Source organism: Variovorax nitratireducens (assembly GCF_051216545.1).
Lineage (GTDB): Bacteria > Pseudomonadota > Gammaproteobacteria > Burkholderiales > Burkholderiaceae_C > Variovorax.
Window position 1 is genome coordinate 278843 of the sequence record NZ_JBPJZO010000002.1, and the last position, 19989, is coordinate 298831.

Consider the following 19989-nt stretch of genomic DNA (forward strand, 5'->3'; position numbering starts at 1 on the left):
CCGCCGGCTTGTTGAGGATGCGGCGAAGGTTAGGCCCGCGTGCGGCCCCAACCAATGGCAGGAAGCGCCAAAGGGCTTGGCGGATGCGGTCAGCGTTCCGGGCCGTGCGCCAGGCGGTACTCACCCGGGGCCACGCCGGTCCACTGCTTGAAGGCGCGGTGGAAGGTGCTGGCTTCCGAGAAGCCCACGCGGTTGGCGATGTCGAGCAGCGGCAGTTGCGTGTGCAAAAGGTCGTCGATGGCGGCATCGCGCCGCAGTTCGTCCTTGATCTGCTGGAAGCCGCGGCCCTCCTCGCGCAGCCGCCGGCGCAGCGTCTGCGGCGTCACGGCGAGCGCCTCGCCCACCGCCTCGAGCGACGGCATGTCGGTGCCCAGCCCCTTGCGCAGCAGCCGGCGAATGCGTTCGGTGAGGCTGCTGGTGTCGCGGTACTTCACGATCAAGTTGGCAGGCGAGCCGGCCAGGAATTCGCGCAGGCTCTGCTGCGACTGCACAACCGGCAGATCCAGCCAGCGCGCGTCGAACCACAGGCCGACGTGGGGTTGCCCGTAGCGGATCGGCACCTGGTACACGCGTGAGCTGTCCATGCCGGTCTGCTGCGCCGTGTAGTCGACCCTCAGCACCGGGATGCGGCGTGCCACCATCCACGAAAAGGTGTTGAAGCCGAGCAGCATGAAGGCCTTCACCGCGTAGTCGAGCCGCGGATCGGAGGCGCGCCGCAGCACGAACTGCACGTGCGCGCTGCCGGCCTGCACCGACAGGCGCGGCACGAAGTCGTGCAGCAGCAGGTGATACCAGGCAAAGCCCTCGCGCATGGCCTCGCCCAGCGTGGCGCAGTGCACCAGCTGGCGCATGCATTGGCCGAAGCTTCCAGGCGGCAGCGGGCTGCTCAGCAAGCCCCAGATCTCGTCGCGCATTTCGCGCCGCAGGGCGTGGATCAACAGCGCGTACTGGCGCTGCGAAATGCGGGCCAGCGGCGACTCCAGCAACGGGGCTGCGATGCCTGCCCGGGCCAGCAGAGGGGCCACATCGAGCCCGCGATGCCGCGCCCCCATCAGGATGTGGTGCACCTGCTGGATGGCAACGGTGTGGTGGGTGAGCGTCATCGATGGCGGTCTCCGCGGCTCGGCCTGCGCAATTGTAGGCAGCACCCACAGTGCCGGGCGTGGTGCCGGGCGTGGGGTTGCCTCACCCGACGGCGCCGGTCGCCCGCAAGGCGGCCACGGCCGGCGCGTCGAGCCCGGCCTGGCGCAGGATCTCATCGGTGTGCTCCCCGGCGTGCGGGGCGGGCCGCGGGGCGGACGGGTCGAAGCCCGTCATCTTGATGGCACAGCCGAGCTGCGGCAGCGCCGCATCGTCGACCGCGATGCGCATGCCGCGCGCACGGAAGTGCGGATGCGCCAGCGCCTCTTCGATGCGAAGCACCGGCGTCACGCAGCCGACGCCGTCGTGGAACAGGCTGCGCCAGTGCGCGAGCGGCTGCGCGCCGAAGATGGCGGCCAGTTCGGCGCGCAGGCGTTCCTCGATCGCGGGGTCGCCGCTGCGGTGCAGTGGTGCGAGGTCGGGGCGCTCCAGCGCGCGGCACAGGTCGTCCCAGAACTTCGCTTCCAGCGCGCCGACCGCGACGTGCCGATCGTCCGCGGTGCGATAGAAACCGTAGCAGGCCAGCGCGCCGGTCAGCGCGCCGTGGCCGGTGCGCGGCACCTGGCCGTGCTGGTGCAGGCTGGCCAGCGGCAGCACCGCGTGGGCCAGCACGCCATCGGCCATGGCGATGTCCACATGGCGTCCGCGGCCGCTGCGGGCGGCGTCGAACAGCGCAGCAAGAATTCCGGCCACCGCCGTCATGGTGCCGCCCAGCAGATCGGCCACGGGCACATTCGACAGCGCCGGGCCTGCGGCGTTGCCGACCTGGTCGGCCACGCCGGCCAGGGCCGCGTAGTTCAGGTCGTGCCCCGGCGTGTCGCACAGCGGGCCGGTCTGGCCGAAGCCGCTGATGCTGCAGTAGACGATGCGCGGGTTGACGGCCGCCACCGCCGCGTAGCCCACGCCCAGCCGCTGCATCACGCCGGGCCGGAAGCCCTCCACCAGCACGTCGGCATCGCGGCACAGGCGCAGCAGCGCGGCAACGCCCTCGGGGTGCTTGAGGTCGATGCGGATCGCGCGCTTGTTGCGGTTGACGAGCGCGCGCACGGTGAGGCTTGCGTAGTCGCCGGCGCCGGTGTCCTCGATCTTGACGACGTCGGCGCCGAGGTCGGCGAGATGCATCGTGCCGAGCGGGCCCGGCAACAGCCGGGTCAGGTCCAGCACGCGCACACCTGCGAGCGGGGCGCCGGTGGGTACGCTCGCCAGGGATTCAGAAGAAGAGTTCATTGGGTCGGCAATCTAGAGGGCGCGGAGCTTCGCGGCAATGGCGGCAGTGGTCTAGTCGATTGGCGAAAAGCGTCAACGCCCCGAACGCCGTGACCGCGGCCTGGGCCGGTGCGACCGAGGTCAACGCTGCCGGAATTCCATCAGGGTGTCGACGACGCGCAGCGTTGCACCGTCGAGCGACGCCTTCGCCCGGTGCGCGATGCCCAGCCGGCGCGTGAGCTTCGGGCTCAGCGGCAGGATCTGCATGCGGCCATTCAGCGCCGCGTCGGTGCCCTGCTGCACCGGCAGGACCGCAGCGCCGTAGCCGGCCGCCACCAGGCTGCGCATCGCTGCGTCGTAGTTGAGCTCGATGCGGGCGCGCGGCGAGCAGCCGGCGTTGGCGAACCACTCCATCGTAAGGCGGTACATGTGGGTGGTCGCGTCGTTGAAGATCAGCGGCTGCTCGATCAGCCACTGGGGCGTTGCGCGCTTCGGCGCCTTCCACTTCTGCGGCACGAAGGCCATCATGGGCTGGCTGCGCCACGGTGCGACGACGAGGTCGCGCATCGGCGGCTGTGGCACGGCCACCAGGCCGATGTCGAGCGTGCCGAGCGCGAGGCGCGCCATCGCCTCGTTGGAGCCGAGGATGCTCACTTCGACGTCGATGCCCGGGTGGCTGACCTGCAGCGCTTGCAGCACCTGCGGCAGCAGGTCGATCACCACGCCGGTCGAGGTGCCGAGGCGCACCCGGCCGAGCCGGCCTTCGGCCTGGCGCTTGACGGCTTCGACCGCGTCATCAGCGTCGCGCAGCAGCCTGCGTGCGCGCTCGACCAGTGCCGCGCCGGCCGCGGTCGGCGTGACGCTCCGGCTGCCGCGCACCACCAGCCGCGCGCCGAGCCGTGACTCGAGTTCGCTGACGTGCAGGCTCACGGTCGGCTGCGCCAGGTGCAGCGCCTGCGCGGCGGCCGAGAAGGTGCCGAGATCGGCGATGGCAACCAGCGTGCGCAGCTGGTCGAGGTTGATTTGACGCATCAGGTTTCCTGATCGATGGCTTCAGAATTCTCAACTTCCACAATAGCACGCAGGCGCTGAAGATGCACTTCCATCACAGGAGCACATCATGTCTAGCCCGCAGCAACCGTCGTCCTTCTCCCTGCTCACCGCGCTGCGGCGCTGGGTTGGCCGCGTGCTGGCTGCGCGGCACCAGCGGCTGGAACTCCATCACATGAGCGACCGGGAACTCAAAGACCTGGGGATCGGCCGGAGCGAAGTTCAGGAGTGGTCTCGACCGCGCGTGACAAATGCACCTGGTATCTCTGACGCTACCGACGCGCCGGGCTGGCGTCAGGCCGGGCGCATGCGCGTCGATGCGCGCACGATGAGTTCGGGCCGCAGCACCACGGTCGATGCCGAAAGTGCCTTGCCTTCGATCTCGTCGAACAGCAGCCCGGCCGCACGCCAGCCGAGTTCGCGATGGGGCAGCCGGATCGTGGTGAGCGGCGGGTCGACCATGTCGACCAGCGGCATGTCGTTGTGCCCGGTGATCGAGATGTCCTGCGGAATGCGGATGCCCGCTTCGCGCAGCACGTCGTAGCCGCCGAGCGCGACAAGGTCGTTGCAGCAGACCACTGCATCGGGCAGCGGGCTGCCGAGCGCCAGCAGCTCGCGCATGGCGGCGCGGCCGCCCTCGCGGCTGTAGCTGTCGCATTCGACCACTGCGGCCAGCGCCATGCCTTGGTCGCGCAGCGCCTGCTCGACGCCCTGCCGGCGGCCGACGCCGGTCGGCACGTTCTGGGGACCGGCCAGGTGCGCGATGCGGCGGTGGCCGAGCCCTACCAGATGGTCGACCGCGAGCTTCATCGCGAGGCGGTCGTCGCTCACCACGGCGGGCAGGCGGCCGGTTTCGTCGGCACGGTTGACCATCACCGCGCGCATGCCATTTCGCGTGATGTAGTCGACCAACGGATCGTCGCGCAGCGCAATCGCCAGCACCAGGCCATCGATCTGCTGGGCCTGCATGCGCTCGAGGATCGGCTGCGCCAACTGCGGGTCGCCCACGTTCGCTACGAACACGAAGTAGCCGCGCGCCGCTGCGCTGGCTTCGATGCCCTGCAGGATCGGCGGAAACACCGGGTTCGTGATGTCCGGCACCAGCACGCCGATGGTGTGGGTGCGGCCGGTGCGCAGCGCCGCCGCGGCCCGGTTGGGCCGGTAGCCGAGCCGCTGCGCGGCCTCTTCGACCACGCGCAGCACGTCGTCGCTGATCAAGCGGCGCTTGGCCGGATTGAGCGCGCGCGACACGGTCGACACGTGCACCCCGGCCGCCAGCGCGACATCGCGAATGGTGATCGGGGGGGCGGGCTGGGGGGCCATTGGGTGCAAACGTTTGTGTCCTGCCGGATCCTAAGCCCTCTTTGACAGGAAGGACTCGCGTAAACCCTGATTGGGGGCATCGATCATCCCATCACATAATATGCAAACGATTGCATAACCTGGGTTTCATCCATGAACCTCGTGACCACCCCCGACTCCGTGCTGCCGATCGCGCTCGAAGCCATGGCGCGCACGCCCGATGCCCGCCTGCGCACCCTGATGGCTGCGCTTACGCGCCATCTTCATGCGTTCGTGCAGGAAGTGAAGTTGACCGAAGACGAGTTCGAGCAGGCGCTGGAGTTCGTCGTCGCCCTCGGCCAAGCCACCGGCGACACCAAGAACGAGGTGGTGCTGGCGGCGGACCTGCTCGGCATTTCGACATTGGTCGCGCTGCAGAACAACCAGGACCCGCAGGGCGAATCGCCGGCCGCGCTGCTGGGCCCGTTCTGGCGCGACGGCTCGCCAGCCTGCGAGGGCGGCGACTCGATCGCGCGCTCCGGCACGCCGGGCATTCCGCTCGCCGTGGCGGGCGCGGTGCGCGACGCGCAGGGGCAGCCAGTGGCCGATGCGGTGGTCGACGTGTGGCAGGCCTCGCCGGTCGGCCTCTACGAGAACCAGGATCCGACCCAGGACGACATGAACCTGCGCGGGCGCTTCCGCACCGATGCCGAGGGCCGCTTTCACTTTCGCAGCGTGCGGCCGGCCGGCTACCCGGTGCCGACCGACGGGCCCTGCGGCGGACTGCTGCGCGCGCAGCAGCGCCATCCCAACCGGCCGGCGCACCTGCACTTCATGGTGAGCAAGCCGGGCTTCAAGGTACTGGTTACGCAGGTGTTCGCCGACGACGACCAGAACCTCGAAAGCGACCCGACCTTCGGCGTCACGCGCCGGCTCATCGGCCGGTTCGCGCCGGCGTCCGATGGCGGCAGCGCCACGCTGCAGTACGACTTTGCGCTGGAACCCGGCGAGATGAAGTTTCCGCGCCCCCCCATTCCCTGATGAACACACGGCCATCCCATGAGCTTCGATCCTGTTTCCCGACTTGACGGCAAGGTGGCCGTCATCACCGGCGGCCTCGGCGCCATCGGCTACGCGAGTGCGCGCCGGCTGGCTGCGCTGGGCGCGACCTGCGTGCTGCTGCACCGCAAGGGCGACGATGCCGCAGAGCGCGCCGCCGCCCTGCCCTCCGACCACGGCCAGCGCCACGGTGCGCTGCGCGCCGACATCGTCGACAGCGCCAGCCTGCAGGCCGCGGCCGCGAACGTGCAGGCCACGCACGGCCGCTGCGACATCCTGATCAACAGCGCGGGCCACACGCAGCCGGTGCCGGCCGCCGACCTCGACGCGCTGACCGACGAGCTCATCGACGAACTGCTGCGCGCCAACTTCCGCGGCGTGTTTGCCACCATCCGCGCTTTTGCGCCGCTGCTCAAGGCCAGCGGCGACGGGCTGATCGTGAACGTGTCGTCGATCGCGGGCTTCACCGGCGTCGGCAGCAACCTCGCCTACGTCGCGGCCAAGGCCGGACTCGACGTGGTCGGCGATGCCCTGGCCAAGGCACTGGCGCCGGCGGTGCGCGTGGTGTCGGTGTCGCCGGGCGCGGTGGCGTCGGCCTTCGTGCCGGGCCGCGGCGCCGAGTTTGCCGACAAGATGGCCGCCACCACGCCGCTGGGCCGCATCGGCCTGCCCGAAGACGTGGCGGCCACGGTGGAAGCACTTGCAACCACGCTGCGCTTCGTGACCGGCACCCGCATCGTGGTCGATGGAGGAAGGCACCTGTGAGCGAAACAAAAACACTGATCACCTGCGCGGTGACCGGCAACCTCGTGAAGCCCGAGCAGACGCCGCACCTGCCGATCACGCCGGTGCAGATTGCCGACGAGTGCCTCGCCGCGGCCGAGGCCGGGGCTGCTCAGGTGCACATCCATGTGCGCGATCCGCAGACCGGCAAGCCGTCGATGGAGGTCGATCTCTACCGCGAGGTGGTGGAACGCATCCGCAAGCAGAACCGCGAACTGGTGATCAACCTCACGACCGGGCCGGGCGGCCGCTTCATTCCGAGCGAGGACGACCCCAAGGTCTACGCGCCCGGTACCTCGCTGCTGCCGCCGGAAAAGCGCGTCGAGCACATCGCGCTGATCCGGCCCGACGTGTGCTCGCTCGACCTCAACACCATGAACTCCGGGCCCGACGTGGTGATGAACACGCCGAAGAACGTGCGCCGCATGGCGAAGGTTATTCGCGCGGCGGGCGTGAAGCCCGAGCTGGAAATCTTCGATTCGGGCGACATCAACCTTGCACTCGACCTGATCGCCGATGGCACGCTCGACGGGCCGGCGATGTGGACCTTCGTGCTCGGCGTGAAGTACGGCTTTGCGCCCACGCCGGAAACGCTGCTCTACGCCCGCAACATGCTGCCGCGCGGCGCCTTCTGGAGCGCGTTCGGCATTGGCCGCATGGAGTTTCCGATCGTGGCGCAGGCTTGGCTCCTGGGTGGCCATGTGCGCGTCGGCATGGAAGACAACATCTACCTGGAGAAGGGCGTGCTGGCCGAGAGCAATGCGCAGCTCGTGGCGAAGGCGCGCGACATTCTGCGGAGCCTGGGCGGCGAGGTTGCCAACCCGCGCGAGGCGCGCGCCATGCTGGGCTTGCCTGGTGCGGGGAGCTAGGAGATGACGCCTTGCTTTTCTGTTCGTCGCGGTGTGCGTTTGGGGCGCTGCTGTTCAGGGCGCGATCACGCCGACGGGGTACCTTGCTCCGCGAATGTCCCCCGGCGCGGCCTAGGGCCGCATGCCTCCTCCTTTATTTCGCTGCGCAAGGCACCCCATCGGCGTGATCGCTCGGCGCAGCGGTTGATCGGCCAGCACAACAGCCGCGCCCGCGCCCCGAACAAAGTCACCTCCGCAACACAACACAACACACGGTGAAGAACTGAGATGAGCGTCGCCGCCATGCACACAACCCACACCTCTCGCGCACTGCGTGTGAACGAGAAGGCCGCCAACCTCGACGCGCTGCAACTTGAAGCCGCGCCCCAGCCGGAACCCACAGCGCCGCCCGGCCACGCCGCGGTACGTGTCGCCGCCGCCGCGGTGAACCCTAGCGACGTGAAAGCGGCGCTGGGCATCATGCCGCAGGCCGCCTGGCCACGCACCCCGGGCCGCGACTTCGCGGGCACCGTGGTGAGCGGGCCCAGCGAATGGATCGGCCGCGAGGTCTACGGCTCGGGTGGCGACATCGGCATCACGCGTGACGGTTCGCATGCACGCTACCTCGTGCTGCCCGAAGGCGCGTTGCGTGCCAAGCCCCGGGGCATCTCGATGGACGAGGCCGGTGCGGTGGGCGTGCCCTTTGTCACCGCATATGAAGGCTTCCGCCGCAGCGGCATGCCGCAGCCGGGCCAGACGGTGCTGGTGCTCGGCGCCAACGGCAAGGTCGGCCAGGCGGCCGTGCAGCTGGCGGCGCAGGCCGGTGCGCGCGTAATCGCGGTGCAACGGCGCGCCGGCGCGTTCGAGGGTTTTGCCAGCGGTCCGGTCGATGTGATCGACGCGACGCAGGGCCAGGTGGGCGAGCAGGTGCGCGAACTCACCGGCGGGCGCGGTGCCGACGTGGTCTACAACACGGTCGGCAGCGCCTACTTCGAGGCCGCGAACAAGGCCATGGCCAAGGGCGCGACGCAGATCTTCATCGCCACCCATGACCGCGCCGTGCCGTTCGACATCTTCGCGTTCTACCGCGGCATGCACACCTTCGTCGGCATCGACTCGCTCGCGATGGACTGCGTGCGTTGCGCCGCGCAGCTCGATGCCATGCGCGAGGGCTTCGAGCGCGGCACGCTGAAGCCATTTCCGGTGGCGCGGCATTTCGGGCTCGACGAGGCGATCGACGCCTACCGCCTGGTGCTGTCGGGCAGCACCGACCGCGTGGTGCTGCGGCCATGAACGTCACGCGACTCGATGCAGCGCCGGCCTACGAGGCGCCGAACCACTTCGACATGCGCTGCCTGCGCCTGCAGGGCAAGGAGGCAGGCCCGTCGGCGCAGATGTGGATGGGCATGAGCCAGATCCTGCCCGGCGGCCACACCACGCTCGAGGGCTCGGCGATCGAGAAGCTCTACCTGGTGCTCGAAGGCCAGCTCACGCTGGTCGGCGAGGTCGATGGACAAGCGCGACAGGAGCAGGTGCTGGAGCGCTACGACTCCGCCCGCTTCGCGCCCGGCGAAAAGCGGCAGTTGATCAACCGCACCAACCGGCCGGTGCTGGTGGCGCTGGTGATGGCGAACGCGCCGCCGGCCGCCCCCCTGAAAAGAAGACCCCATCCAACGGAGACAACGACACCATGACTTACTTGCATCCCACCCGTCGCCACATCGTCATCGGCGCGCTGGCCGCCTGTACCGTCGCCGGCGCACGTGCGCAGGGCGCCTGGCCGGCCGGTCTGCCGATCCGGCTGGTCGTGCCGTTCACAGCCGGCAGCGGCACCGACATCGTCGCGCGCCTGGTGGCGGAGCGGCTCGGCCCGGCGCTCGGCACGAGCGTGATCGTCGACAACAAGCCCGGTGCCGGCGGCACGCTGGGCGCAGCGCTGGTGGCCAAGGCGCCGGCCGACGGCTACACGCTGCTGGTGCATTCGGCCGGCCACCTGGTCAATCCGTCGATCTACCCGAACCTCTCGTACGACACCCTGAAGGATTTCGCCGGCATCACGCCGATGGCGAGCCTGCCCAATGTGCTGGTCACCACGCCGGGCAAGTTCAACGACGTGAAGGAGCTGGTCGCGCAGGCGAAGGCCAAGCCGGGCGGCTTCAACTACGCGTCGGCCGGCAACGGCTCGGCCACGCACATGAATGCCGAGGTGTTCCGCCTGGCCGCCGGCATCCAGGCCCAGCATGTGCCTTTTCGCGGCACGCCCGAGGCCATGACCGAAGTGATGGGCGGCCGCATCGACTGGTTCTTTGCGCCCATGGTGTCGGCACTGCCACTGATCCAGAGCGGCAAGCTCAAGGCGCTGGCGGTCGGCACCGGCAAGCGCTCGGCGGTGCAGCCCAGCCTGCCCACCACGGTCGAAGGCGGCGTGCCGGGTTCGGAATACCTGTTCTGGGTCGGCCTGTTCGCGCCGGCCAAAACGCCGAAGCCGGTGGTCGACGCGCTGCAGGCAGAGGTCGCGAAGATCATGGCATCGAGCGAACTCAGGGAGCGGCTCGACAAGCTCGGCGCCGAACCCTTCACCATGCCATCGGCGCAGTTCGACAAGTTCATCGTCGACGAAACCGGCAAGGCGCAGCAGGTGGTCAAGGCGGCTGGCATCAAAGTCGACTGAGATGGTCGAGCGCATCGGCAAGACGGTGTCGCTGATGACGATGGTGGGCGGCAAGGTGGTCTATGCGGCGGCGCCGTTCGACGCTGCACCGCACTAACGGTGCAGCGGCGCAGCCGAGTGGGCGACGCAGCCGTGCGCCGTGTGCTGCAGGTGCGTCGCCAGCAATGCGCGGGTGACGCCATTGGTCCAGCCGAAGCCGTCCTGCAGCGGGTACTCCCCGCCGTCGCCGCCGGCCGAAGCTTCATGCTCGCGCTGGCGCAGCGCGTACTTTTCTACCAGCTTGCCCTCGCGCTCATAGACCGCCGCAACCGTGGCGAGCCAGCGGTGCGCGATGGTGCGCGCGAGCGCCTCGTGCCCGTAGCGCGCAAAGCCGTCGATCGCCATCCATTGCAGTGCGGCCCAGCCGTTGGGCTGGTCCCACTGCTGGTCGCTGGCGTATTCGGTGGTCGAGAAGCCGCCGGGTGCGAGCAGCCGGCGTGACACGGTGGCCGCCAATGCGTCGGCGTGTGCCGGTTCGGCAAGGCCGGCGAACAGCGGCGCAATGGTGGCCCCCGTGAGGCAGGTGCGCCGGGTGCCGAGCCGCCAGTCGTGGTCGAAGAACGCGCCCTGCCCTTCGTCCCACAGCAGCTCGACGACGGTGGCCTTGCGCTGCTGCGCATGCTGCGCGAACGCCTGCGCCGTGGCCGCGTCACCCGCCTGTTGCGCGATGTCGGCGATCGTGGTTTCGAGCTTGTAGAGGAAGGCGTTGAGATCCACCGGCACGATGTCGGTGGTGCAGATGCCGGCGAGCGACGCGGCATCGTTCGCGGCCGGCGACGACGACGCCAGCCAGCGCGTGCTGAAGTCCCAGCCCGATTCGGCCGCGGCGCGGATGTGCCGATAGACCTGCGCTGCGTCGGATGCCGAGGCGCGCGCCGTCGTCACGTCTTCCAGCCAGGCTTCTTCGCGCGGCGTATCGCGCTCGTCCCAGTAGCGGTTGAGCAGCCGCCCGTCGGGCAGCCGCACCACGCGCCCGCTGGCCGCGCCCGGCGCCAGGCCTTCGCTGCCGCGCATCCACCAGGCGTGCTCCTGCCGCAGTTGGGGCAGGCAGTCCGCCGCGTCGATGCTGCCCAGCCGCTGCGCGAGCTCGACCATGAATGCAAACAGCGGCGGCTGCGAGCGCGTGAGGTAGTAGGTGCGCGTGCCGTTCGGCACATGGCCGTAGGTGTCGATCAGGTGCGCGAAGTTGCCGACCATATCGTGCAGCAGCTCGGGTCGGCCGCTGGCGGCGAGGCCAAGCATCGTGAAGTACGAGTCCCAGTAGTAGAGCTCGCCGAAGCGGCCGCCCGGTACCACGTACGGGTACGGCAACTGCAGCAGCGAGCCGCGCGGCGGATGGTCGAGCGGCTGCCGCGTGAGCACGGGCCACAGGTCGTCGATGTGCGCACAGAGCGGCTGGCCTGGCACCGAGACGTACTCGCTGGGTTCGGGCAGCAGCACCTCGAAGTTGGCAGCGACGAATGCAGCGAGGTCGAAGCCGGCTGCGTTGCACTGCGCGCGGAAGGACGCGAGGATGTCGGCCGGTTCGCCGCGCGGCGCGCAGTCGACGAAGGTCTTGCTGTCGGCAAACACGCGCGCGCCCTGCACGGCCGTGAACAGCTCCTGGTAGCGATCCGCCGGCGTCAGCGTGTCCGGCGCCGGACACGCCGCGGCCCGTTGTGCGTGATGCGTCGTCAGACCACCCCCGCCGAGCGCAGCGCGGCCAGCTGTTTCGCATCAAGGCCCAATTCGGCCAGCACCTCGTCGGTGTGCTGGCCGAGTGCCGGCGGTGCATGCCGCAGCACCGGGGGCGTGGCCTGAAGGCGCAGCGGGCTCGCCACGCCGACGATCTGCGCAATGCCATCGCCCGCATCGCGCGGCATGGCGACGGCCAGGCCGCGCGCCTTGACCTGTTCGTCGTCGAAAGCCTGTGCGATGTCGTTGATCGGGCCGCAGGGCACGGCCTTGTCTTCGAGCAGCGCGATCCACTCGGCCGTATTGCGCGTGCGCGTGACCGCTTCCATCTGCGGAATCAGCAGTTCGCGGTGCCGCACGCGCAGCGTGTTGGTGGCAAAGCGGGCATCGGCGGCCCAGTCGGGATGGCCCGCCGCTTCGCAGAAGCGCGCGAACTGGCCGTTGTTGCCAATGGCCAGCAGCATCGAACCGTCCTTGGTGTGGAAGTCCTGGTAGGGCGCCAGGCTCGGATGGCTGTTGCCCTGGCGCTGCGGCGCCACGCCGGTGTTCAGGAAGGCGCTGGCCTGGTTCGCGAGGATCGCCATGCCGACATCGAGCAAGGCCATGTCGATGTGCTGGCCCTCGCCCGTGCGGTGCCGCACTTCGAGCGCGGCCAGGATCGCGGTGCTCGCATAGACGCCGGTGAACAGGTCGGTGAGCGCCACGCCCACGCGCAGCGGGCCGCCGCCGGGTGCCTCGTCGGGGCGGCCGGTGATGCTCATCATGCCGCTGGTGGCCTGGATCATCAGGTCGTAGCCGGCGCGCGACGCGTGCGGGCCGTCATGGCCGAAGCCGGTGACGCTGCAGTAGATGAGGCGCGGGTTCGCGGCACGCAGGCTCTCGTGGTCGAGCCCGTACTGCTTGAGCCCACCGGTCTTGAAGTTCTCGACCACGATGTCGCTCTGCGCGGCCATCTTCTTGAGCAGGGCCTGCCCTTCGGGCGTGGCCATGTCGAGCGTGACCGAGCGCTTGTTGCGGTTACAGGCGGTGAAGTAGGTCGACTGGTTGGTGTCGTGGCCGGCCGCGTCCTTCAGGAACGGCGGGCCCCAGGTGCGCGTGTCGTCACCGACGCCGGGGCGCTCGATCTTGACCACGTCGGCACCCAGATCCGCAAGGATCTGCGTGCACCACGGGCCCGCGAGCACGCGCGAGAGGTCGAGAACCTTGATGCCGTCGAGGGCTGCCGCTGCCATGCTCAGTTCGCGAACGCCGCGATGCCCGTGATGGCACGGCCCAGGATCAGCGCATGGATGTCGTGCGTGCCTTCGTAGGTGTTGACCACTTCGAGGTTGACCAGATGCCGTGCCACGCCGAACTCGTCGCTGATGCCGTTGCCGCCCATCATGTCGCGTGCCATGCGGGCGATGTCGAGCGACTTGCCGCAGTTGTTGCGCTTGACGATCGAGGTGATCTCGACCGATGCCGTGCCTTCGTCCTTCATGCGGCCCAGGCGCAGGCTGCCCTGCAGGCCCAGGGCGATCTCTGTCTGCATGTCGGCCAGCTTCTTCTGGATCAGCTGGTTGGCCGCGAGCGGGCGGCCGAACTGCTTGCGGTCCAGCGTGTACTGGCGGGCGCGGTGCATGCAGTCTTCGGCGGCGCCGAGTGCGCCCCACGAGATGCCGTAGCGGGCGCTGTTGAGGCAGGTGAACGGGCCCTTGAGGCCCTGCACTTCGGGGAACGCGTTTTCCTCAGGGCAGAACACGTTGTCCATGACGATCTCGCCGGTGATGCTGGCGCGCAGGCCGACCTTGCCGTGGATCGCGGGGGCGCTCAGGCCCTTCATGCCCTTCTCGAGCACGAAGCCGCGGATCGGGCCGACCGTGCCGGACTCGCTGACTTCCTTGGCCCAGACCACGAACATGTCGGCGATCGGTGAATTGCTGATCCACATCTTGGCGCCGCTGACCGAATAGCCGCCCGGCACCTTCTTCGCGCGGGTGACCATGCTGCCGGGGTCGGAGCCGTGGTCGGGCTCGGTCAGGCCGAAGCAGCCAATCCATTCGCCCGTGGCGAGTTTGGGCAGGAACTTCTGCTTTTGCGCTTCGGTGCCGAACTCGTTGATCGGCACCATCACGAGCGAGCTCTGCACGCTGGCCATGGAACGGTAGCCGGAGTCGACGCGTTCGACTTCGCGCGCAATCAGGCCGTAGCAGACATAGTTGAGGCCGGGGCCGCCGTACTGCTCGGGAATGGTCGGGCCCAGCAAGCCCAGTGCGCCCATCTCGCGAAAGATGGCCGGGTCGGTCACGCCGGAACGGAAGGCTTCGGTCACGCGCGGCAGCAGGCGTTCCTGACAGTAGGCATTGGCCGCGTCACGCACCATGCGCTCGTCGTCGGTGAGCTGCTGCTCGAGCAACATCGGGTCGTCCCAGTGAAAGTGCGCTTTGGTGGCCATGTGGCTGTCTCCGGAAATTGAATGGGGGGATGCGGTCGATCCTAGCGGCGCAAGGGCCATGGCGCAAACGAGTAATCCGCACCCAGATATGAGACAAGCGCATGTCTCGTGGCGAACTTTCCCGCCATTGCCATTGGCAACGACCCCGCCCCAGTCATACACTGGCAGCATACATGCGCCGAAAAATCCCGCCCCTGCAAACTCTCGTGTGTTTCGATGCCGCAGCCCGGCACGAGAGCTACACGCGCGCGGCGCAGGAGCTCGCGCTGACGCAGAGCGCCGTGTCGCGCCAGATCGGCACGCTTGAGGCCTTTCTGGGCGTGGCCCTGTTTCGCCGCACGCGGCACGGCGTCGCGCTCACCGCGAGCGGCGCCGCCTACGCCCGGCAGATCACCAAACGGCTGGAGGCGATGGAGCGCGACACGCTCGACGCGATGGCGCACCAGGGCGAAGGGGGGTCGCTCGCGCTGGCTGCCGTTCCGACCTTCGCCACGCGCTGGCTGATCCCGCGCCTGCCTGCGTTCGCTGCGCTGCAACCCGACGTGGTGGTGCACATCGAGACGCGCACCCGCCCGTTCCTGTTTGCCGATGCCGAGTTCGATGCGGCGCTGTACGCCGGCACCCCCGCGCAGGTCGCGAACTGGGCCGGCACGCGCGCGCTATTGCTGCTGCACGAGGACGTGGTGCCGGTGTGCAGCCCGAAGCTGCTGCCACGGGGCAAGCCGGTCGCGCCCGCGGCGGTGGCGAAGCTGCCGCTGCTGCAGCAGAGCACCCGCCCCGACGGCTGGCGCCAGTGGTTCGACGCGCAGCAGGTCGACGCGCCCAACGCGCGCGGCGGCCCGCGCTACGAACTGTTCTCGATGCTGGCCACCGCCGCCGCGCACGGCCTTGGAGTGGCGCTGATGCCGACCATGCTGGTGGAAGACGAACTGGCGCGCGGCGACCTGGTGGTGGCCTCTGCGCGGCCGCTCTCGGGCGAGCGCAACTACTATCTCGTCACCCCCGAACGCGGCGACGACCGGCCGCTGTTGATGCGGTTCATCACCTGGCTGCAGGCGCAGGCGCGTAGTAGCAGCACATGACACAAGAAAAGGAGCAGCCATGCAGCGTGTGATTCTTTCCGGCGCCACGGGTTGGGCCGGCGCGGCGCTGGCCCGCGGCATCGCGGCACAAGACGATCTCCAGCTGGTGGGTGCCGTCGGGCACCGCAATGCCGGACGGCCGCTCGGCGAGTTGCTGAACCTGCCGGCGATCACGGGCATGGTGTCCGGCAGCGCCGCCGAGGCGATCGCGCTGGCCAAGGGCTGCGACGTGTATGTCGAGTATGCGAAGCCCGGCAGCATCGAGATCGTCAAGACCAACATCCTGGCCGCGCTGGCGGCCGGCGCGCATGTGGTGGTCGCCAGCTCGGGCCTGAGCGACGCGGACTACGCCGCGATCGACAAGGCCGCGCGCGACACAGACCGCGGCGTGCTCGCCTGCGGCAACTTCGCCCTCACGGCTGTGCTGCTGCAGCGTTTTGCGGAAATGGCAGCGCGCTACATCCCGAACTTCGAGATCATCGACTACGCGAAGGATTCGAAGCCCGATGCGCCTTCCGGCACCGGCCGCGAACTCGCGCTGCGGCTCGGAGCGGTGCGGCAGCCGGCGATTGGCGTGCCGCTCGACCAGGTCAACGGCCCGGATGGCGTTCGCGGTGCCACGCTGAACGGCGTACAGGTGCACGCGGTGCGCGTGCCGGGCTTCGTGCTCGGCATCGAAACCATCTTCGGCATGAAAGACCAGCGACTGCATCTGCGGCACGAAGCCGGCGCCAGCGCGGAGCCCTATGTCGATGGCGCGCTGCTCGCGATCCGCAAGGTCGGCGGCCACACCGGGCTGCTGCGCGGGCTCGACAAGGTGATGGATATCTAGCGCTCAGTACGGGCTCTGCACCACGGCCATGATGTTGCCCTCGGTGTCCTTGAACCACGCGGCACTGGCATCCTCGGCCGGATAGATGCGGCTGCCGGGCGCGGTCTCCGGCATGTCGTACTGCTCGAACGCCACGCCGCGGGCCTTCAGCCAGTCGACAACGGACGCAACGTCGTCAACATGCCAGAAGGCACAGCTCGCCTTGTTGGTGCCGGCACCGGGCGACGGGTAGACGAAGAAGGAGGTGCCGCCCGCGCAGTCGAAGGTGTAGCCCGGGCCGGCCTTGCGCCCGGGGCCGAGGCCGATCTTCTCGTCGTAGAAACGGCGGCAGCGCTCCACGTCGTGGGCGGGCACATAGGCGTGCAGCGTGGCGGTCTTGAGCATGGCAGTCCTTGGTCGTCGTGGCTCGCAATCGGCATTCTTCACATGCGGGCGCCGCGGCGCTGTGACAGTCTGCGTCGGTCGTCGGCGCCGGCACCTTTCCTTGCAAGCAGAATAGGCCTCGCGCGCCCGTCCGGCGGACGCGGTCAGCTATTAATTTCATAGTAAGCAAGTTGTATCGATAGGGAATCGCGGCGTTGAAAACACTGGTGCTCGGCGGCTATGGCAACTTCGGCACACGCATCTGCCGCGCGCTTGCGGGCGACAGCGCCATCGCGCTGCTGATCGGTGGCCGAGACCCGCAGCGGGCCGATGCGCTGGCGAACGAACTGGGTGGCGGTGCGCGCGGCGTGACCATCGACCACGCCGCGCCTGATCTGGCTCCGACCCTGCGTATGCTCGGCGTCGAACTGGTGATCCATACCGCGGGGCCGTTCCAGGCACAGGCTTGGCGTGTGGCAGAGGCCGCGGCTGCCGCCGGCGCCCACTACATCGACCTGGCCGACGGGCGGCGCTTCGTCTGCGACTTCGGGGCGGCGCTCGACGCGCGGTTCAGGGCCGCAGGCCGCACGGCCGTCAGCGGCGCAAGCACGGTGCCGGCGCTTTCGTCCGCCGTGGTCGATCACCTTGCCGCCGGATGGCAGCACATCCAAAGCATCGACACCTGCATTGCACCCGCGCAGACGGCACCGCGCGGCGAAGCGACGCTGGCCGGCGTGCTGAGCTATTGCGGCGAGGCCATCGAGGTGTGGGATCAGGGCCGCTGGCAGAAGCAGCCCGGGTGGGCGCGGCCCGCGCGCGTGCAGTTCGAGCGCATCAAGCCGCGCCGGGGTGCGCTTTGCGACATCCCTGACCTGGAGCTGTTCCCCGCACGCTATGGCGTCACGCAACGCGTGATGTTCCGTGCAGCGCTCGAGGTGGGACTGGCGCAGCGCGTGTTTGCGCTGCTGGCAGCGTTGCGTGCAGCCGGCGTCCTGTCCAGGCCGGCACGGTTGGCGGCATTGCTGAATCGCTTTGGTCGCACCTTCGACTTCCTCGGCTCGGCGCTGGGTGGCATGGTGGTGCGCGTCGAAGGGCGTGATGCCATGGGCCAACCGGCGCGGCGCGCCTGGCACATCGCCGCGGATCACGACCACGGGCCCGAGATTCCGTGCATGGCCGCGATTCTGCTGGCGCGCCGGTTGGCGCAAGGCCGGCCCGGGTTGCCGTCTGGCGCCATGAGCTGCATGGGCCTGCTGCCGCTGGACGCGTTCGCGCCGGAGTTCGCACGCTGGGGCATGGTCTGCGACACCGTCGACGAGGACCCGCCGCATGCCCACCGCTGACACCATGACGACGGACAACGACTTGAACCTGCTTCGCTTCAGCCTGGTGTTTGTCTGGCTGTTCACCGCGGCGGCCAGCGTGTGGGAGCTGCAGGGGCAAAGCGCGCAGCTCGTGTCGCTTGCGGGCATCGCGAACCCGGCGTTGACGCGCGCGGTCATTCTGGCCGGCGCGGCGGTCGACGTGGTGCTCGGGCTCCTGCTGTGGCTGCGACCCGTGCGCGCCGTTTTTCTCGCCGCGCTGGGGATGATGCTGCTCATGACATTGATCGCGACCGCCATCGAACCCGCCTGGTGGCTGCACCCGCTGGGGCCATTGACCAAGAACCTGCCCATCGCCGCCGCGCTGTGGGTGCTGGCCAGGAAGCGTGCATGAGCCTCTATCTGCTGGTGAAGTGGCTGCACATCCTGTCGAGCGTGGTGCTCGTGGGCACCGGCTTCGGCTCGGCCTTCTACATGTTCTTTGCGAACCGCAGCGAGAGCGTGGCAGCGCAGGCCGTGGTCACGCGGCTCGTGGTGCGGGCCGACTGGTGGTTCACCACGCCCACCGTACTGATCCAGCCGGCCACCGGCCTGCTGATGGCGTACCTGGCCGGCCTGCCTTTCACCACGCCCTGGCTGGTGGCCTCGCTGGGCCTGTTCGCGCTGGCCGGCGCCTGCTGGCTGCCAGTTGTTTGGCTGCAACTGCGCATGGCGGCGATGGCACAAGAGGCGAGCCGACGCGGCGGCGCCCTGCCAGCGATGTACTGGCGCTACGCCCGCTGCTGGGAGGGCCTGGGATACCCGGCCTTCGTCGCGATGCTGGGGGTGTTCTATTTGATGGTCGCCAAGCCTGCACTCTGGGGCTGAGGCGAAGGCCGGACGCGACAGCCGCGCCGCCCTGATCAGCGCCGCTGCCGCATCTCCGACAACGACCCCCACATGCAGCCGCCGAAGAACACCACGCCCGCGAGCCCCGTCCAGCGATCCTTCGCGGTTTGGCCGGACCACATCATCCACAGCCCGCCGAGCACGAAGACGAGGCTGCCGAAAGTGGTGAGCAGCATCAGGAAGGTTTGCGCCGCCGACACCACCGCCGGCGGCGGTGTGTAGGGCGCGGCCGCCTCGTCCAGGCCCAGCCGCTTCGACAGCAGCCCGAGCGGTTCGTCGACCTCGCCCGGCAGCAGCCGGAAGCCGCGCGCTACCGCATCGATGCGCACCTGCCGCCACTGGCCCGAGCGGTCGGTGAGCGGCAGCACGACCACGCCATGCGCCGGGAAGCGCGGCGGCTCGGTCGCGTAGCCGTGGCTCGTTGCCTGCGCGAGCAGCGTGCCGCCGGGCAGCGCGAACACGCGTGTGGTTTCCCACGGGCCGGATCGATCGTCTTCGATCAGTTCCTGCTCGATGCGCAGCATGCCGTCCGGCGACAGCGCGATCTTCGTCGCGTCTTGCGGGCGGGTGTCTGCAGGCATGGGTCGCGAGCTTAGCGGCGATGGCGCCGGCTCGCGATCGTCCGCGTGGCCTATGCCGTCCCGCGGGGGATTCATGCAGGCCGCCGGCACGGCGTCGGTCGGCGGCGATTGCCGCAAGCCGCAGTAGCGGCTAGCGGCAGATCGTGGTCGTGCCGACCGGCTGGCAGGTCTTGCCGTCGATGCTGCGATAGCGGTCGAGCTGGCCCGAGCGGTTGTAGTGGTTGCCCTGCGTGTCCTGGCAGCCACCGGCATCGCAGTTGCGAATGCGCGGCGCCATGTTGCGCGGCCGCACCGGGCGGCCCGCCACGCCGGGGTAAGGCTCGCCATCGTCGATGAATGCCGGTTCGTCGCTGCGGTTGCTCCAGCGGCTGTCCGACGCCCGGCCGCCCGTAGGGCCACTGCGGCCGGCGTCGATGACGATCGGCCCGCTCGGTTGCGGTGCCGGCTGGCGCGCGGCCGCTTCGGCCGATTCGCGCTGCGACTGGCTCGAACGGGCAGCGCTGTCGATCTGCGCCTGGCGGCGCCGTTCGACTTCGTCGGCACTCGGAACCACGGGCTCTGGAATCGCGACGCGCCCCACCGGCTTGGCACCTGGGGGGCAAGCGTTGTCGGTGTAGCTCACGTTGCCGGCTGCGTCGGCGCAACGAACGACCTCCGCATCGGCAGCCGCGCCGAAGGTGGCCAGGATTGCGAGGACAAGCAAGGACTTCATGAACGGCCATTGTGACGCCGTTGG

Annotated in this window: 21 protein-coding genes and 1 pseudogene; 12 read left to right on the top strand and 10 right to left on the bottom strand. The window is 69.3% G+C overall.

Going from position 1 to position 19989, the window contains the following annotated elements; translation table 11 throughout:
• Window positions 1–89 precede the first annotated feature (89 nt).
• The 3 genes from ACSFA8_RS06625 to ACSFA8_RS06635 all read right to left on the bottom strand — a co-directional run bounded on the left by ACSFA8_RS06625 (window position 90) and on the right by ACSFA8_RS06635 (window position 3378).
• On the bottom strand, window positions 90–1103 hold the full coding sequence (locus tag ACSFA8_RS06625; RefSeq protein ID WP_435478707.1) for an AraC family transcriptional regulator: 1014 nt from the start codon (window positions 1101–1103) through the stop codon (window positions 90–92).
• An 82-nt stretch (window positions 1104–1185) separates the two neighbouring features.
• Window positions 1186–2367, bottom strand: coding sequence for a CaiB/BaiF CoA transferase family protein (locus tag ACSFA8_RS06630; protein WP_435478708.1), 1182 nt, complete (start codon window positions 2365–2367; stop codon window positions 1186–1188).
• A gap of 120 nt (window positions 2368–2487) precedes the next feature.
• Window positions 2488–3378, bottom strand: a complete 891-nt coding sequence (locus ACSFA8_RS06635; RefSeq protein WP_435478709.1) for a LysR family transcriptional regulator — start codon at window positions 3376–3378, stop codon at window positions 2488–2490.
• An 88-nt stretch (window positions 3379–3466) separates the two neighbouring features.
• Between ACSFA8_RS06635 and ACSFA8_RS06640 the strand changes: the two are divergent.
• A pseudogene (locus ACSFA8_RS06640) lies at window positions 3467–3607 on the top strand (YjiS-like domain-containing protein); the annotation flags it as partial.
• A gap of 83 nt (window positions 3608–3690) precedes the next feature.
• On the opposite strand, the gene ACSFA8_RS06645 reads toward ACSFA8_RS06640, so the two are convergent.
• Window positions 3691–4719: a LacI family DNA-binding transcriptional regulator gene (locus ACSFA8_RS06645; RefSeq protein WP_435478710.1), complete on the bottom strand. Its 1029-nt coding sequence runs from the start codon at window positions 4717–4719 to the stop codon at window positions 3691–3693.
• Between the two features lie 132 nt (window positions 4720–4851).
• Between ACSFA8_RS06645 and ACSFA8_RS06650 the strand changes: the two genes are divergently transcribed.
• The 6 genes from ACSFA8_RS06650 to ACSFA8_RS06675 all read left to right on the top strand — a co-directional run bounded on the left by ACSFA8_RS06650 (window position 4852) and on the right by ACSFA8_RS06675 (window position 10038).
• Window positions 4852–5718 (top strand): dioxygenase family protein, encoded by an 867-nt coding sequence (locus ACSFA8_RS06650; RefSeq protein ID WP_435478711.1) that lies wholly within the window; start codon window positions 4852–4854, stop codon window positions 5716–5718.
• Window positions 5719–5736: 18 nt separating this feature from the next.
• On the top strand, window positions 5737–6501 hold the full coding sequence (locus ACSFA8_RS06655) for an SDR family NAD(P)-dependent oxidoreductase (RefSeq protein ID WP_435478712.1): 765 nt from the start codon (window positions 5737–5739) through the stop codon (window positions 6499–6501).
• Window positions 6498–7388 carry a beta-keto acid cleavage family enzyme gene (locus tag ACSFA8_RS06660; protein WP_435478713.1) on the top strand — a complete coding sequence of 297 codons (891 nt, stop codon included), beginning with the start codon at window positions 6498–6500 and terminating at the stop codon, window positions 7386–7388. The genes ACSFA8_RS06655 and ACSFA8_RS06660 overlap by 4 nt, the downstream gene beginning before the upstream one ends.
• 282 nt (window positions 7389–7670) lie before the next feature.
• On the top strand, window positions 7671–8660 hold the full coding sequence (locus tag ACSFA8_RS06665; protein WP_435478714.1) for a quinone oxidoreductase family protein: 990 nt from the start codon (window positions 7671–7673) through the stop codon (window positions 8658–8660).
• Complete coding sequence (locus ACSFA8_RS06670) at window positions 8657–9061, top strand: cupin domain-containing protein (protein ID WP_435478715.1); 405 nt, start codon at window positions 8657–8659, stop codon at window positions 9059–9061. The genes ACSFA8_RS06665 and ACSFA8_RS06670 overlap by 4 nt, the downstream gene beginning before the upstream one ends.
• Window positions 9058–10038 (top strand): Bug family tripartite tricarboxylate transporter substrate binding protein, encoded by a 981-nt coding sequence (locus ACSFA8_RS06675; protein ID WP_435478716.1) that lies wholly within the window; start codon window positions 9058–9060, stop codon window positions 10036–10038. The genes ACSFA8_RS06670 and ACSFA8_RS06675 overlap by 4 nt, the downstream gene beginning before the upstream one ends.
• A gap of 93 nt (window positions 10039–10131) precedes the next feature.
• On the opposite strand, the gene treF is transcribed toward ACSFA8_RS06675, so the two are convergent.
• The 3 genes from treF to ACSFA8_RS06690 are packed head-to-tail and all read right to left on the bottom strand — an operon-like array spanning window position 10132 to window position 14185.
• Window positions 10132–11754 (bottom strand): alpha,alpha-trehalase TreF, encoded by a 1623-nt coding sequence (treF, locus tag ACSFA8_RS06680; RefSeq protein WP_435479200.1) that lies wholly within the window; start codon window positions 11752–11754, stop codon window positions 10132–10134.
• Window positions 11751–12983: a CaiB/BaiF CoA transferase family protein gene (locus ACSFA8_RS06685; RefSeq protein WP_435478717.1), complete on the bottom strand. Its 1233-nt coding sequence runs from the start codon at window positions 12981–12983 to the stop codon at window positions 11751–11753. The genes treF and ACSFA8_RS06685 overlap by 4 nt, the downstream gene beginning before the upstream one ends.
• A gap of 2 nt (window positions 12984–12985) precedes the next feature.
• Entirely contained in the window at window positions 12986–14185 is a 1200-nt protein-coding gene (locus ACSFA8_RS06690) for an acyl-CoA dehydrogenase (RefSeq protein WP_435478718.1), read from the bottom strand.
• 173 nt (window positions 14186–14358) lie between these two features.
• Between ACSFA8_RS06690 and ACSFA8_RS06695 the strand changes: the two genes are divergently transcribed.
• Both ACSFA8_RS06695 and dapB read left to right on the top strand, forming a co-directional pair.
• Window positions 14359–15267 carry a LysR substrate-binding domain-containing protein gene (locus ACSFA8_RS06695; protein WP_435478719.1) on the top strand — a complete coding sequence of 303 codons (909 nt, stop codon included), beginning with the start codon at window positions 14359–14361 and terminating at the stop codon, window positions 15265–15267.
• Between the two features lie 19 nt (window positions 15268–15286).
• A complete protein-coding gene (gene dapB, locus ACSFA8_RS06700; RefSeq protein WP_435478720.1) occupies window positions 15287–16099 on the top strand; it encodes a 4-hydroxy-tetrahydrodipicolinate reductase in 813 nt (270 codons plus the stop codon).
• Window positions 16100–16102: 3 nt separating this feature from the next.
• Here the strand turns inward: dapB and ACSFA8_RS06705 are convergent, their stop codons facing one another.
• Entirely contained in the window at window positions 16103–16483 is a 381-nt protein-coding gene (locus ACSFA8_RS06705; RefSeq protein WP_435478721.1) for a VOC family protein, read from the bottom strand.
• Between the two features lie 194 nt (window positions 16484–16677).
• Here ACSFA8_RS06705 and ACSFA8_RS06710 point away from each other — a divergent pair, with 194 nt between their 5' ends.
• From ACSFA8_RS06710 to ACSFA8_RS06720, 3 genes are read left to right on the top strand one after another with little or no spacing between them, the layout of a single operon-like run.
• Window positions 16678–17805 (top strand): saccharopine dehydrogenase family protein, encoded by a 1128-nt coding sequence (locus tag ACSFA8_RS06710; RefSeq protein WP_435478722.1) that lies wholly within the window; start codon window positions 16678–16680, stop codon window positions 17803–17805.
• Complete coding sequence (locus tag ACSFA8_RS06715) at window positions 17792–18178, top strand: DoxX-like family protein (protein WP_435478723.1); 387 nt, start codon at window positions 17792–17794, stop codon at window positions 18176–18178. Before ACSFA8_RS06710 ends, ACSFA8_RS06715 begins: the two co-directional genes overlap by 14 nt.
• Window positions 18175–18651, top strand: a complete 477-nt coding sequence (locus ACSFA8_RS06720) for a DUF2269 family protein (protein ID WP_435478724.1) — start codon at window positions 18175–18177, stop codon at window positions 18649–18651. Before ACSFA8_RS06715 ends, ACSFA8_RS06720 begins: the two co-directional genes overlap by 4 nt.
• Window positions 18652–18686: 35 nt before the next feature.
• Here the strand turns inward: ACSFA8_RS06720 and ACSFA8_RS06725 are convergent, their stop codons facing one another.
• Both ACSFA8_RS06725 and ACSFA8_RS06730 read right to left on the bottom strand, forming a co-directional pair.
• Window positions 18687–19253, bottom strand: a complete 567-nt coding sequence (locus ACSFA8_RS06725) for a hypothetical protein (RefSeq protein ID WP_435478725.1) — start codon at window positions 19251–19253, stop codon at window positions 18687–18689.
• A 130-nt stretch (window positions 19254–19383) separates the two neighbouring features.
• The gene (locus tag ACSFA8_RS06730) at window positions 19384–19965 is read right to left on the bottom strand and encodes a DUF4124 domain-containing protein (RefSeq protein ID WP_435478726.1); all 582 of its coding nucleotides are present in this window, start codon (window positions 19963–19965) and stop codon (window positions 19384–19386) included.
• Between the last annotated feature and the right edge of the window lie 24 nt (window positions 19966–19989).